The 13,131-nt window shown below is 53.1% G+C and carries 15 protein-coding genes and 3 tRNA genes; 7 read left to right on the plus strand and 11 right to left on the minus strand.

Going from position 1 to position 13,131, the window contains the following annotated elements; genetic code table 11:
* Positions 1–438: 438 nt before the first annotated feature.
* Together B9Z42_RS00005 and B9Z42_RS16240 are read left to right on the plus strand one after the other, a co-directional pair.
* Entirely contained in the window at positions 439–639 is a 201-nt protein-coding gene (locus B9Z42_RS00005) for a hypothetical protein (RefSeq protein WP_100131297.1), read from the plus strand.
* Entirely contained in the window at positions 636–812 is a 177-nt protein-coding gene (locus B9Z42_RS16240) for a hypothetical protein (protein ID WP_158235874.1), read from the plus strand. Before B9Z42_RS00005 ends, B9Z42_RS16240 begins: the two co-directional genes overlap by 4 nt.
* On the opposite strand, the gene B9Z42_RS16070 is transcribed toward B9Z42_RS16240, so the two are convergent.
* Together B9Z42_RS16070 and B9Z42_RS16075 are read right to left on the minus strand one after the other, a co-directional pair.
* Positions 813–1,859 (minus strand): hypothetical protein, encoded by a 1,047-nt coding sequence (locus B9Z42_RS16070; RefSeq protein ID WP_143474006.1) that lies wholly within the window; start codon positions 1,857–1,859, stop codon positions 813–815.
* A gap of 4 nt (positions 1,860–1,863) precedes the next feature.
* Positions 1,864–2,331 (minus strand): hypothetical protein, encoded by a 468-nt coding sequence (locus B9Z42_RS16075; protein WP_143474007.1) that lies wholly within the window; start codon positions 2,329–2,331, stop codon positions 1,864–1,866.
* Positions 2,332–2,585: 254 nt separating this feature from the next.
* Between B9Z42_RS16075 and B9Z42_RS00010 the strand changes: the two genes are divergently transcribed.
* Positions 2,586–3,131 (plus strand): recombinase family protein, encoded by a 546-nt coding sequence (locus tag B9Z42_RS00010; RefSeq protein WP_100131298.1) that lies wholly within the window; start codon positions 2,586–2,588, stop codon positions 3,129–3,131.
* Between the two features lie 121 nt (positions 3,132–3,252).
* Here B9Z42_RS00010 and B9Z42_RS00015 read toward each other — a convergent pair.
* The 9 genes from B9Z42_RS00015 to folC form a co-directional block, all read right to left on the minus strand.
* Positions 3,253–3,329, minus strand: a tRNA-Asp gene (locus B9Z42_RS00015).
* Between the two features lie 57 nt (positions 3,330–3,386).
* Positions 3,387–3,462, minus strand: a tRNA-Glu gene (locus B9Z42_RS00020).
* Between the two features lie 34 nt (positions 3,463–3,496).
* Positions 3,497–3,572, minus strand: a tRNA-Ala gene (locus B9Z42_RS00025).
* A 34-nt stretch (positions 3,573–3,606) separates the two neighbouring features.
* Positions 3,607–4,992: a glutamate--tRNA ligase gene (gene gltX / locus B9Z42_RS00030; protein WP_100131299.1), complete on the minus strand. Its 1,386-nt coding sequence runs from the start codon at positions 4,990–4,992 to the stop codon at positions 3,607–3,609.
* 13 nt (positions 4,993–5,005) lie between these two features.
* The gene (locus B9Z42_RS00035; protein ID WP_100131300.1) at positions 5,006–6,217 is read right to left on the minus strand and encodes an O-succinylhomoserine sulfhydrylase; all 1,212 of its coding nucleotides are present in this window, start codon (positions 6,215–6,217) and stop codon (positions 5,006–5,008) included.
* Between the two features lie 7 nt (positions 6,218–6,224).
* Positions 6,225–7,739, minus strand: coding sequence for an amidophosphoribosyltransferase (gene purF / locus B9Z42_RS00040; RefSeq protein ID WP_100131301.1), 1,515 nt, complete (start codon positions 7,737–7,739; stop codon positions 6,225–6,227).
* Positions 7,739–8,233 (minus strand): CvpA family protein, encoded by a 495-nt coding sequence (locus B9Z42_RS00045; RefSeq protein ID WP_100131302.1) that lies wholly within the window; start codon positions 8,231–8,233, stop codon positions 7,739–7,741. The genes purF and B9Z42_RS00045 overlap by 1 nt, the downstream gene beginning before the upstream one ends.
* Complete coding sequence (locus B9Z42_RS00050; RefSeq protein ID WP_100131303.1) at positions 8,233–8,922, minus strand: SPOR domain-containing protein; 690 nt, start codon at positions 8,920–8,922, stop codon at positions 8,233–8,235. The genes B9Z42_RS00045 and B9Z42_RS00050 overlap by 1 nt, the downstream gene beginning before the upstream one ends.
* Positions 8,923–8,932: 10 nt before the next feature.
* Entirely contained in the window at positions 8,933–10,234 is a 1,302-nt protein-coding gene (gene folC / locus B9Z42_RS00055) for a bifunctional tetrahydrofolate synthase/dihydrofolate synthase (RefSeq protein ID WP_100131780.1), read from the minus strand.
* Between the two features lie 47 nt (positions 10,235–10,281).
* Between folC and B9Z42_RS00060 the strand changes: the two genes are divergently transcribed.
* The 4 genes from B9Z42_RS00060 to argG all read left to right on the plus strand — a co-directional run bounded on the left by B9Z42_RS00060 (position 10,282) and on the right by argG (position 13,109).
* Positions 10,282–10,641, plus strand: coding sequence for an arsenate reductase (locus B9Z42_RS00060; RefSeq protein WP_100131304.1), 360 nt, complete (start codon positions 10,282–10,284; stop codon positions 10,639–10,641).
* 98 nt (positions 10,642–10,739) lie between these two features.
* Positions 10,740–11,306: a glycine zipper 2TM domain-containing protein gene (locus B9Z42_RS00065; RefSeq protein WP_100131305.1), complete on the plus strand. Its 567-nt coding sequence runs from the start codon at positions 10,740–10,742 to the stop codon at positions 11,304–11,306.
* 124 nt (positions 11,307–11,430) lie between these two features.
* Positions 11,431–11,748 (plus strand): pyrimidine/purine nucleoside phosphorylase, encoded by a 318-nt coding sequence (locus B9Z42_RS00070; protein ID WP_100131306.1) that lies wholly within the window; start codon positions 11,431–11,433, stop codon positions 11,746–11,748.
* Between the two features lie 20 nt (positions 11,749–11,768).
* A complete protein-coding gene (gene argG, locus B9Z42_RS00075; RefSeq protein ID WP_100131307.1) occupies positions 11,769–13,109 on the plus strand; it encodes an argininosuccinate synthase in 1,341 nt (446 codons plus the stop codon).
* The last annotated feature ends 22 nt before the right edge of the window (positions 13,110–13,131 follow it).

The raw sequence follows: 13,131 nt of genomic DNA on the forward strand, positions 1-13,131 counted from the left end.
CTTCAGGTTTTTTGTAATCCGCCAACAGGCGGTCTATGAGTTCGTTGCTTACGGTCATTTCTCTTCCTTTGAAGATGAAGGCAGTTTCCTGCCATTAGACCGTTTACACAAAATCTAGGACACGCCCAAATAAAGGTGTTCCGCTTTCAGATTTACCTTACCAACCAAATCCAGAAGCACCAAGTTCTAAACCAACCAGAACTACCATCTTATGAGCGAAGCGAATAAGATTAAACCAAGACCTAGATTTCTATGTTTCCATAATTGGCATGGAACCAATCCAAGTTCCAAAAATCCAACCCACCATTGCGTGGGTTTTTTATTGTCCGTTGCATCCATAAATAATCAACCAAGTGATGGAACACTTCCATCGCCGTCGTTGTCGCACTGTCGTTATGCGTGTGACTGTTAGTTGATTACCTTGATGGAGATGAACCTATGACTAAACCGATGCAGTTTGGCACCTATAAAGAGATGACCATAAGAATTCCTGTTGAACTATGCGATGACTTCGAGGAACTTTCTACACGAATGAAAGTGTCTAACTCCCAGTTCGTGACCAGTGCCGTCACCTATTTCATCCTGCGAATGAATGAATCGCAACGCATGGACCACGCTGACAATGAGATGCGACTATGAGTCAGAACCTAGACAAGAACAAGATCCGTGATTCCATCCAGAAAGCACGACCGCAAGATTTGATCTATGTGACAGTCAATCCAACAGACAAAGATTCAAAGAAAAATGCCCTTGCCGAAATTGATAAATTCATTGGCAAAGGCAATGGAGAAGTGACTGTGATTAGGAAATAATCAGAATGCTTTTTGAATTCCAATGCACTTAGATTCAACCAGTTTCCACCCACGTTTTAATCTATCAATGTTGCAGGTTTCGCTGTCACATTCAAAGATATCAGGTAAACCTTCAATTTTTGATTGATAACGCAGATATGCTGTAGCGCCTGTATATCTATTTCTTTTCGCACCTTGTAGTTTATAAAAAGAAGTATTTTTCAAGTCTGCCTTGCTCAAATCAATACCATCATTCACAACAGTGTTAGTTCCCATCAAACTACTGTCGCCTGTAACACCAGAAATAAATTTTGATGCAGTGTCTAGGTCTTGTGAAATTTGGTTTGATATTGCACCTGTATTGCTCCCTTTGTCGATTGCAACTTTATAGATACATTTTCCGTTTTCTATCGATTCTGGATAATAAAAAGACATACCAGAAGCATCCTCAGGCACTCCAGATGCGTAGTTCAATACTTGGGCAACAACGTCATTTTTTGCCAATTCACGCTGTCTGGATGTTTTAGTAAAACGGGGGGGTCTGCCACTTGCAACATCATCAACGTTTGAATTATAGTCAGCGCGTATTGAGTTACGTGCTTTAGCATGCAATGACAATAATTCAGTATATTTACTTTTGAAATCGTTTTGAATTTTTCTACTTTTTACCTTTTGCGACAAATCTAACCAGGATGCACGATGGTTTTGGCATTGCACGAGATTTCGGTCGGTGTAATCAACTAGAACACTTAATAAAGACCTCCGTCCACCTAATTTTTCAATTGTGTTAGCAAAAAATTGAGCATCCTTGTCTGCGCAAGTTTTTTCGTAAATAAAAGCAAGAAGTTCAGTGTAATTTGCCAATGGTTCAAAATCACCTTCTTCAATTTGCTTATCATCAATGGAGTACTTGTCATAAATCTTATCGTAATTACTGTAATGGGATAACTCCAAAATTTTTTTTGTTATGGCAATGTTAAATTCTTTATTTTTTCTCGCATCAGTAACATCCCATGCATTGGAAAACGAGGAGATTGAAAGCAAAATAACTACAGCAATAGTTTTCATGTGTTTAATCATTTCGCACCTCTTTTTGATTTACTTTATGCCAATCGCAGATAAATCTTGCAAGTCGTTTGCCTTGATTTGCTGATTGCTTTGTCAACTTGATAAATTCAAGAACTGAAATAGTTGGTTCTGTGGGAATAGATTTAGCAGCACCATGTACGCACTTGTTTCGTGCATCACGCCATTCATCTATTGACTTAAATAAATCAGTCTCAGATTTCCATTCGATTGGTAGTTTGTGGATCTTTTGCGCTGATACGATAAGATTAGCAAATGAAGTCTTTAAGTTGCCTTTATTTTTCTTATGAAAAGATACGTGTGAAAGTAATCTATCTGAAATGATACTTTCACATAGAGTTATCGCCTCTAGATAGTATTCATTGGCAATCGCTTCATTTATTCGTCTAAATGCATATGTAAAACTTTCACCTTTGGCAATGTTTTTGGGTTTAAGAGTAGGTTTCGTCGGCACTGAATGGTTCTCGGTTCTTAGATTTGAGAATCATTTTGTAAACCCTATGAGAATCATCGAACATTGCTTTTCTTATTCAGATAAGTGATTCTTTTGTATTCTTTATCAACCTGAAATGTCTACTGTCATACAGCATTGACAAACTCTAAAAATGTTTACTTTGTGAGACATTGAAAAAATAGATTGGAACTAATGCTTGCCATGTCTCTTTTCATGTCTCACCATCCACTCTCACATCGTTAGGAGGTTTTGAGATGGCATTCATCGGTTACGCAAGGGTTTCGTCATACGGTCAATCACTGCAAGTTCAACAGGAAAAGTTAAATCACTGCGACCGCATATTCCAAGAGAAACAGTCTGCACGTACTGATGACCGTGAACAACTACAACTGTGTCTTGACTATGTGCGTGATGGTGACTCATTAGTCATCACGAAACTTGACCGCCTCGCACGTTCAACTCGTGACCTGTTGAACATCATGCAACGTCTGGAAGATAAAAACGTGAAGTTGGTCGTCCTTGACCAGCAAATAGACACATCCACTGCCACTGGAATGCTTCTATTCACGATGCTTGGTGCGATTGCAACGTTTGAGAACGACCTCCGCAAAGACCGTCAACTGCAAGGCATCGCAGTCGCAAAACGCAACGGAATCAAGTTTGGTCGCAAGTTTTCATTGACCAACGACCAAGTCATTGCACTGAGAGAGAAACGTACTCAAGGTATCAAGATTGTTGAACTGATGGCAGAGTTCAAGGTCAGCAAGGCGTCTGTGTATCGTGCTTTATCAACGACTTAAACGCATACTTTAGTGAAGTAGTCTGTTTTGGAGGACATGTGGTAAAAACATGTGGTAAACAGTAAAACCCGAAAAGGAAAAAACCCTTATAAATCAAAGACTTATAAGGGTTTCTCGTTTTTGGCGGAGTGGACGGGACTCGAACCCGCGACCCCCGGCGTGACAGGCCGGTATTCTAACCAACTGAACTACCACTCCTGGTAGCTGTAACTTTTGCTCTGCTGCTTTCGCAACCGAACCAAGTGCTACAAAACTTGGCGACCCTACGGGGATTCGAACCCCGGTACTCACCGTGAAAGGGTGATGTCCTAGGCCTCTAGACGATAGGGTCATAACCTGTGGACTTAACCAACTCGACATCGATCTGGTGGAGGTAAGCGGGATCGAACCGCTGACCTCTTGCATGCCATGCAAGCGCTCTCCCAGCTGAGCTATACCCCCGATGTCTGTCGAGAACGTTAGTATAGCGGAGATTTTATCGTTTGGTCAAGCGAGCCAAAACTTTTTCTCTCTCGCACAGGGCGAGGACCGCATCAAGCGTAGGCGTTTGTGGGGTGCCCATCACCAACACACGCACGGGCATGGCGAGCTGGGGCATTTTCAGGCCCGTCGCAGCCAGCACTTCTTTGATCGCTGCACTCACCGCCTCTTTGGTCCAGGCACATGACGTCAGCTTCTCGGCCAACATTTTCAGAGCGGGTTCAACAGCAGCCGTCACATGCTGCGCGATGTCTTCTGTTTTGGGCGTCACATCGCCGTAGAACGCAGCGGCCCAATCTGCCAAAACCACCGTGGTGTCACAGCGGTCTTTGAACAGGCCGCAAATAGCCGCCAAACGCTCGTCCGTGACGACGCCGCGCTTGGCCAACTCGGCTTGCACAAGCGGCGCCAATGCAGCGTCAGCCATGGCCTTCATGTGCTGCGCGTTCACCCACTTGAGCTTGGCTTCGTCAAATTGCGCGGCGCTGCGGCCGAGGTGGTCGAGGTTGAACCACTCTAAGAACTGAGCGCGGCTGAAAATTTCGTCATCGCCGTGGCTCCAGCCCAAACGCGCCAAATAGTTGACCATCGCGTCGGGCAAGTAGCCTTCGTCGCGGTACTGCGTGACGGCCTTGGCGCCGCTGCGCTTGCTCATCTTCTCGCCTTGCTCATTCAGCACGGTGGGCAAGTGGGCGTACACCGGCGTGTCTTTGCCCAGCGCTTTGAAAATGTTGATTTGGCGAGGCGTATTGTTCACATGGTCATCACCACGGATGACGTGGGTGATGGCCATGTCGATGTCGTCCACCACCACGCAGAAGTTGTAGGTGGGCGTGCCGTCGGGGCGCGCAATGACCAAGTCGTCCAACTCGTCGTTGCTGATCTCGATGCGGCCTTTGACTTTGTCTTCCCACACGACCGAGCCGCCTTGCGGGTTTTTAAAACGCAGAACGGGCTTCACGCCATCAGGAATAGCGGGCAAGGTCTTGCCTGGCTCTGGGCGCCATGTGCCGTTGTAGCGCGGCTTTTCTTTGTTGGCCATTTGCTGTTCGCGCAGAGCGTCGAGCTCCTCGATGCTCATGTAGCAGGGGTATACATGGCCGCCAGCCTTCAAATCCTCCAACACGGCCTTGTAGCGGTCCATGCGCTGCATTTGGTAGAACGGACCTTCGTCGTGGTCCAGACCCAGCCACTTCATACCTTCGATGATGACGTCCACCGAGGCTTGGTTGGAGCGCTCAAGGTCGGTGTCTTCAATGCGAAGAATGAAATCGCCGCCGGTCGCACGGGCAAACGCCCATGGGTACAAGGCTGAGCGAATGTTGCCGAGGTGAATAAAGCCAGTGGGAGATGGCGCGAAACGGGTGCGAATTTTGGTCATGCAGATATAAGAATCAAAGGGTGTCGAGGCCGCGCAAGAGGTCGGCCTTCATGTCGTCTAAGTGCTCCAGGCCAGCCGCAAAGCGAATCATGCCTTGGCCAATGCCTGCGGCTTGGCGTTGGTCTTCCGACAGCTTGCCGTGCGAGGTGCTGGCGGGGTGTGTGAGCAAGGTTTTGGTGTCGCCCAAGTTGGTACACAACGAGAGCGTACGCAGGCTGTCGAGCACATGGAAGGCTCGGGTGCGCGCTTGCTGCGGATCAGCGGCCTTCACATCAAACGACAACACCGCGCCGCCCATGCCCGACATTTGCTTCATGGCCAAGTCGTGTTGCGGATGGCTGGCCAAACCGGGGTAATACACGCGTGAAACCGCTGGATGCTGCTCCAACCATTGGGCCATTGCGTGGCCATGTGCGCTTTGAGCGCGCATGCGAATGTCCAGCGTTTCCAAGCCTTTGAGCACCACCCAGGCATTGAAGGGCGACAGCACCAAGCCAGTGTTCTTCATGACCGGCAAAAACTTTTCTTTGATCAGCTTTTCGCTCGCACACAAAGCCCCCGCCATCACACGGCCTTGCCCGTCCAAATACTTGGTGCCCGAGTGCATGACGATGTCTGAGCCCATGGCCATGGGGCGCTGCAAAATGGGCGTGGCAAAACAGTTATCGACGGCCAGCAAAGCGCCCGCGTTGTGCGCGATGTCGGCCAAGGCAGCGATGTCGCACACCTCGGCCAAAGGGTTGGTGGGCGTTTCGGCAAACAAGATCTTGGTGTTAGGACGAATGGCAGCTTGCCACGCTGCCAAATCAGTTTGCGACACCACGCTAGATTCCACACCAAAGCGTGCGAACTCAGAGCCAATCAGCTTCAAGGTCGAGCCAAACATGGACTGCGAATACACCACATGGTCGCCCGCCTTGAGCAAGCTGAACAGCATCAACATGATCGACGACATGCCGGACGACGTGGCCAAGCAAGCCTCGCTGCCTTCCAAGGCGGCCAAGCGCATTTCAAAGCTACTGACGGTGGGGTTGCCTGAGCGGCCGTAGGTGTAGCCATCTTCTTGACCTGCAAAACGGCGTGCCGAGGCTTCGGCTGAGGGCTGCACATAGCCACTGGTGAGGTACAGGGCTTCTGAGTTTTCACCGTACTGGCTGCGGTCTGCGGCCAAACGCACAGCCAAAGTTTCTAGATGCAAATCTGCGGGCAAAGGGTGTTGGCTCATACCAAAGTTACTCCGAAGGGTTGGGCAAAGCGAGGCGCGAGTTGTCTTCAGCGCCCTCTTCTGTGCCGACACGTTTTTCGTTCAGACGAACGATGTCGCTCAGCGACACGTCGCCCGTCACATACACACCGTCAAAACAAGAGGCATCAAAGCCATCGAGTTGGGGTGCGCCTGCTGCGGTGGCTGACAGCACGGCTTGCTTCATGGCATCGACGTCTTGGTAAATCAAGGCATCGCAACCAATGAGTTCACGAATTTCTTCAACCGTGCGGTCATGCGCCACCAACTCTTCAGGCGTAGGCATGTCAATGCCGTACACGTTAGGAAAACGCACAGGCGGCGCGGCGCTGGCCAAGTACACCTTACGCGCACCCGCATCGCGCGCCATTTGCACAATCTCTTTACTCGTGGTGCCGCGCACGATGGAATCGTCCACCAACAGCACGTTGCGGCCCTTGAATTCACTCACGATCACATTGAGCTTTTGGCGTACAGACTTTTTACGCACGCCTTGACCCGGCATGATGAAGGTGCGGCCCACGTAACGGTTTTTCACAAACCCTTCGCGGTACGGCACGCCCAACAAATGCGCCAGTTGCGTGGCGCTGGGGCGGCTCGATTCTGGAATCGGGATGATCACGTCAATGTCCGTCGGTGGCACCACGGAGATCACGCGCTTGGCCAAAGTCTCGCCTAGGTTCAAACGGGCTTGGTAGACCGAAATGCCGTCCATCGTTGAATCAGGACGGGCCAAATACACGTATTCAAAAATGCAAGGCTTGAGCTGCGGCACATCGGCACATTGCATGAAGTGCGCTTGGCCTGCGAGGTCAATGAACACGGCTTCGCCAGGCGCAATGTCACGCTCAAACACATGACCCGTGCCGTCCAACGCCACCGATTCGCTGGCCACCATGTAGGTGCCATCCGCCCCACGGCCAATGCACAAGGGCCGAATGCCAAACGGATCGCGGAAGGCCAGCAAACCGTGGCCCGCAATCATGGACACCACCGCGTAAGAACCTTGGATGCGGCGGTGCACACGGCGCACAGCTTCAAACACATCGGCTGGCTTCAAAGGCAAGCCGCGTGTGGTTTTGTCAATCTCGTGCGCCAACACGTTGAGCAACACCTCAGAGTCGCTTTCGGTATTGATGTGGCGGTGGTCTTCAGAAAACAGCTCGGCCTTCAACGCGTGGGCGTTGGTCAAATTGCCGTTGTGCACCAGCACCAAGCCGTAAGGTGCGTTGACGTAAAAAGGCTGGGCCTCTTCTTCGCTGAAGGCATTGCCCGCCGTGGGGTAACGCACTTGTCCCAAACCGTTGTTGCCGGGCAAGGCGCGCATGTTGCGGGTGCGGAACACATCACGCACCATGCCCTTGGCTTTGTGCATGAAGAATTTACGGTCCAACTGGGTGACGATGCCTGCGGCATCTTGGCCTCGGTGCTGTAAGAGCAACAAGGCGTCATAAATCAATTGGTTCACAGGTGCGTTGCTTGCAACGCCGACGATGCCACACATTAGGGGAGGTACTTTCCAAAATCAGCCGGTAACACCGGCTTCAACACATGCAAAAACTGTTGCAACCAAGGCGCGCCTTGCGCCTGTTGCCAAGCCTGTGCGTCGCGCAGAGGCGTCATGCCAACCACGACCGTCACAGCCAATAAAATCACCAAACCACGCAGCAAACCAAAGGCGCCACCCAGCAGCCGGTCCAAAGGGCCCAGCCCCACAGCCGACACCATTTTTTTAACCACCCAACTCACCAAAACCGTGGCCACCAAAACGGCCACAAACACCGCCACGAAACCAGCGGCATAACGCAACATCTGGCTGCTGCCGGCCATCGGCAACCATTCGGCGGCTTGAGGGGCATAAATTTGCGACACATAAAACGCAGCCACCCAACCGGCCAGCGACAACACCTCATGCACCAAGCCGCGCCAAACACCCAACAAAAAAGAAAGGCCCAAGACGGCCAGCAGAATCCAATCTACCGCCGTGAGGTCCAGCATCACAGGGCCAGGACAGCGGGCTGCATCTGCAGCTGCTTGATTTTTTGAGCCACTTTGTCCGCCTCATCACGGCTGGCGAAAGGACCGACACGCACACGCGTGCGGGGACCTTCTTTGGTGTTGGCAACGTGGGTGTACGTTTTGAAACCCGCTTTTTCGAGCTTGCTGCGTACCTCAAGGGCTTTGGCATCTTCGGAAAAAGCACCCACCTGCACGATGAACCGAGGGGCGTTGTCTTTGCTGTCAGAAGCCGTTGACTTATCGCTTGTGGACTTCGCGTCAGTCGTTACGACTTCTGGTTTAGGTTTGACGTCGGTCTTGGGTTCTGGCTTGGTTTCTACCTTGGCCTCAAGCTTAGGTGCAACCTTCGTCGGCACCACCACCTCTTCTTTGGGATCCAAGGCTGCCCCAGCAGGCAAAGGTTTGCTGGCCGTCGCCGCCGTTACCAAAGGCTTGCTGGTGGCACGGTCCGGAATATCCACAGCGATGTCCACCGACACGGGTCGAGGCTGGGTGTCAAACACCAGCGGAAAACCCACCACGCCCAACACCACCAGAACCGAAGCACCCATCAGACGATGGCGGGCACGACGGCGCAAAACCTCGACGCTTTCTGTCGGTGCATTGCTGAAATTGCCTGGGTGCTCGCCAGCGGCACGACTGGGCAATCGAAACTTGAAAAAGGCCATGAATGGGGTCTCAGGAGCTCAAATGTGGGGCATCTAAACGGGGGACACCCTCCGCCAAAACGCCCCCGACCGTGAAGAACGATCCGAAGACCACAATTCTATCAGTGGGGTCTGCCGCCGCGACTGCCGCTTTCAGCGCGGCTTGGGGGTTAGCGTGAGTACTGGCCTGCACGTCTTTGCGGGTTTGAGTCGCCTGCCACTGCGTCTTTAAATGCTCGGCACTGGCGGCACGCGGGGTGGGCAAATCGCAGAAATACCAACGGTCAACCAAGGGGCCTAAGCGTGCCAACATGGGCGCCAAGTCTTTATCGGCCATGGCTCCAAACACGGCGTGGGTGGTGGGGTAAAAGCCCATCGCATCCAAATTGGCGGTCAAAGCAGCCACCGCATGGGGGTTGTGCGCGACATCGAGCACCAAGGCGGGTTGGCCGGGTACGATTTGAAAGCGCCCGGGCAGCTCGACCATGGCCAGCCCGTTGCGAATGGCCTGCGCCGTCACAGGAATGCGCGTGCGTAAGGCCTCCAAGGCCGCCAACACACCGCTGGCATTAACCAATTGGTTGGCACCGCGCAAGGCCGGGTAAGCCAAACCGCTGTAGCGGCGGCCCCGCCCTGCCCAACCCCACTGCTGTTTGTCACCGGTGAAGTTGAAATCTTTGCCAAATTGCCACAAGTCCGCGCCAATTTCCAAAGCATGGTCCAGCACGCTTTGCGGCGGCACGGGGTCGCTCACGATGACGGGTCGATCCGTGCGCATGATGCCCGCCTTCTCGCGGCCAATCGTTTCGCGGTCGTTGCCCAAAAACTCCATGTGATCGAGGTCAATGCTGGTGATGACTGAGCAGTCGGCGTCGATGACGTTGACCGCATCCAAACGACCACCCAACCCGACCTCCAAAATCGCCATTTCTAATTTAGAAGCCGCCATCAAACTCAAAATGGCCAAGGTGGTGAATTCAAAGTAAGTGAGCGAGACCTCATCACCGCCTTGCGTCCGTGCCGCCTCAACGAGCGCGAAGTGCGGCAACAAATCGTTGGGCTGCACGGTTTCGCCATGGATGCGGCAGCGCTCTTGGAAATGCACCAAGTGCGGCGAGGTGTAGACCCCCGTGCGGTAGCCCGCTTGCAGCAAACACGCCTCCAACATCGCGCAGGTCGAGCCCTTGCCGTTGGTGCCCGCCACCGTGATGACGGGGCCGTCAAAGTGCAACTTCAGGCGCTCAGCCACCAAGCGCACACGGTCCAAGCCCATGTCGATGTTTTTAGGATGCAAACGCTCGCAGTGCGCGAGCCAACTGTCTAATGAATTCATGGGCTGGATTGTCGCCCAGCGGTCGACTTGCGGCATGATGTCGCCCCATGAACACACCATCCATCACCGTTTACGGCATTCCCAACTGTGACAGCGTCAAAAAAGCACGCGTCTGGCTCAGCGACAACGGGGTTGACTACATCTTTCATGACTTTAAAAAGCAAGGCGTTCCCGCCGAGGCGGTCGATCTCTGGCTGTCACAGGTCAGCTGGGATGTGTTGGTCAACCGCAAAGGCACCACTTGGCGCAAGCTCGAGCCTGCACTACAAGCCGGCGTGACAGACGCGGCCAGCGCACGCGCCTTGATGCTGGAACACGCCAGCGTGATCAAGCGTCCCGTGGTGGTCAAGGGCACGTCGGTGACCGTGGGCGTCAACCCTGAGGCTTGGCAGCGCGTTGTTGGCTGAGGTCTGATCGCAGTTTTACCCCTGCTTTACAGATGCGAAGGCATACACAAATAACGCGAAGACTACACTCAGTCCAAGTTCAGAATAAGGTAAGTACCATGAAAAAAATCATTCCTCACAGCACCTTGGCCATCGCCCTTTTGGCTGGTTTGTCAGCGGTCAGCGGTGTCGCTCAAGCCGAAGAAGTGGGTCGCGTCATCTCCAGCACCCCCATGATTCAGCAAGTGGCCGTGCCGCGTCAGGTGTGCAACAACGAACAAGTGGTCAGCCAAGGCTCGAAGTCAGGCGCGGGGGCTGCTATGGGCGCCATTGCGGGCGGCGCCATTGGCAACAGCATGGGCCAAGGCTCTGGCCGTGCCGCAGCCACCATGCTCGGACTGTTCGGAGGTGCGATCTTGGGTGACAAGGTCGAAGGCCCCAGCGCCCCCGAAGTGCGCACCGTACAAAACTGCAGCCAACAGATGTTTTACGAAAACCGCACCATGTCTTACAACGTGGTGTACGAGTTCGCGGGTAAGCAATACACCGTGCAAATGCCACAAGACCCGGGCCCCACTGTGCGCTTGCAAGTCACGCCGATCGTTAGCCCTACTAGCCCAAGTTACAACGCGGGCTTCAATTCTGGCTACCCCGTGCCACCCGCTGGCTCGGCCCCACGTTTCTGACACGCAGCGACGGGCACACAGTCTCCAAAACAGCCAGCTTTGCCCGGAAAAGCCGCCCCGTGCGGCTTTTGTCGTTTTGGCTCCCCTAAAATCTAGTGTTTTGCAAACCAACCCTTAACGCACCATGACCACAGAAAAAATTGAAGGCGCCAGCGTCACCACCCAAGCCAATGTGTACTTTGATGGCAAATGCGTGAGCCACGGCTTGACTCTGGCTGACGGCACCAAGCTGTCTGTGGGCGTCATCCTGCCCGCCACCCTGACCTTCAACACAGGCGCACCCGAGATCATGGAATGCGTGGGCGGCTTTTGCGAATACAAACTCGATGGCAGCCAAGATTGGGTCAAGTCCAGCGCTGGCGAAAAATTCAACGTGCCTGGCAACTCAAAATTCGACATCCGCGTGACCGAGCCCTACCACTACATCTGCCACTTCGGTTAATCCAAGGCGCACGACACTCCATGAGCACCATCCTCCAACACCTCCCCAAAGGCCAAAAAGTCGGCATCGCCTTCTCCGGCGGACTCGACACCTCTGCTGCCCTCTTGTGGATGAAGCAAAAGGGCGCTGTGCCCTACGCCTACACCGCCAACCTCGGCCAGCCCGACGAGTCGGACTACAACGAAATCCCACGCAAAGCGATGGAGTACGGCGCTGAAAAAGCCCGTCTCATCGACTGCCGCAAACAACTCGCCCACGAAGGCATTGCTGCCATTCAGTGCGGTGCGTTTCACATCAGCACCGGTGGCATCACCTACTTCAACACCACGCCTTTGGGCCGTGCCGTCACCGGCACCATGCTCGTGGCTGCGATGAAAGAAGACGACGTCAACATTTGGGGTGATGGCTCGACCTTCAAAGGCAACGATATCGAGCGGTTCTACCGCTACGGTTTGTTGACCAACCCCAGCTTGAAAATCTACAAGCCTTGGCTGGACCAGCTATTCATCGACGAACTCGGTGGCCGCGCTGAAATGTCAGCCTTCATGACTGCCAACGGTTTTGGCTACAAGATGAGCGCCGAAAAGGCCTACAGCACCGACAGCAACATGTTGGGCGCCACCCACGAAGCCAAAGATTTGGAAAGCCTCCAAAGCGGCATGAAGATCGTCAACCCGATCATGGGTGTGCCCTTCTGGCGTGACGACTGCGTGGTGAAAGCCGAAGAAATCAGCATCCGTTTTGAAGAAGGCCAACCCGTGGCCTTGAACGGTGTGGAATACGCCGACCCCGTTGAGCTGTTCTTGAAAGCCAACGAAATCGGTGGCCGTCACGGTTTGGGCATGAGCGACCAAATTGAGAACCGCATCATCGAAGCCAAGAGCCGTGGCATTTACGAAGCCCCAGGCATGGCGCTCTTGCACATCGCTTACGAACGTTTGGTGACGGGCATTCACAACGAAGACACCATCGAGCAGTACCGCATGAATGGCCTGCGCTTGGGCCGCTTGTTGTACCAAGGCCGCTGGTTTGACCCACAGTCCATCATGTTGCGCGAAACCGCCCAACGTTGGGTGGCCCGCGCTGTGACAGGCACTGTGACGTTGGAGCTGCGTCGTGGCAACGACTACTCGATCCTCAACACCGAGTCGCCCAATCTGACTTATGCGCCTGAGCGTTTGAGTATGGAAAAGGTGGAAGATGCGCCGTTCAGCCCGCTGGACCGCATTGGCCAATTGACCATGCGCAACTTGGACATCGTGGACACACGAGCCAAGTTGGGCATCTATGCACACACCGGCTTGCTGTCGTTGGGTGAAGGTGCGGACATGATCAAGCTCGAAGGCGGGTCTAAGAAGTAATCAGCTTCTTTGCTCCTGTGAA

The organism is Limnohabitans sp. B9-3 (assembly GCF_002778325.1).
Taxonomy (GTDB): domain Bacteria; phylum Pseudomonadota; class Gammaproteobacteria; order Burkholderiales; family Burkholderiaceae_C; genus Limnohabitans; species Limnohabitans kasalickyi.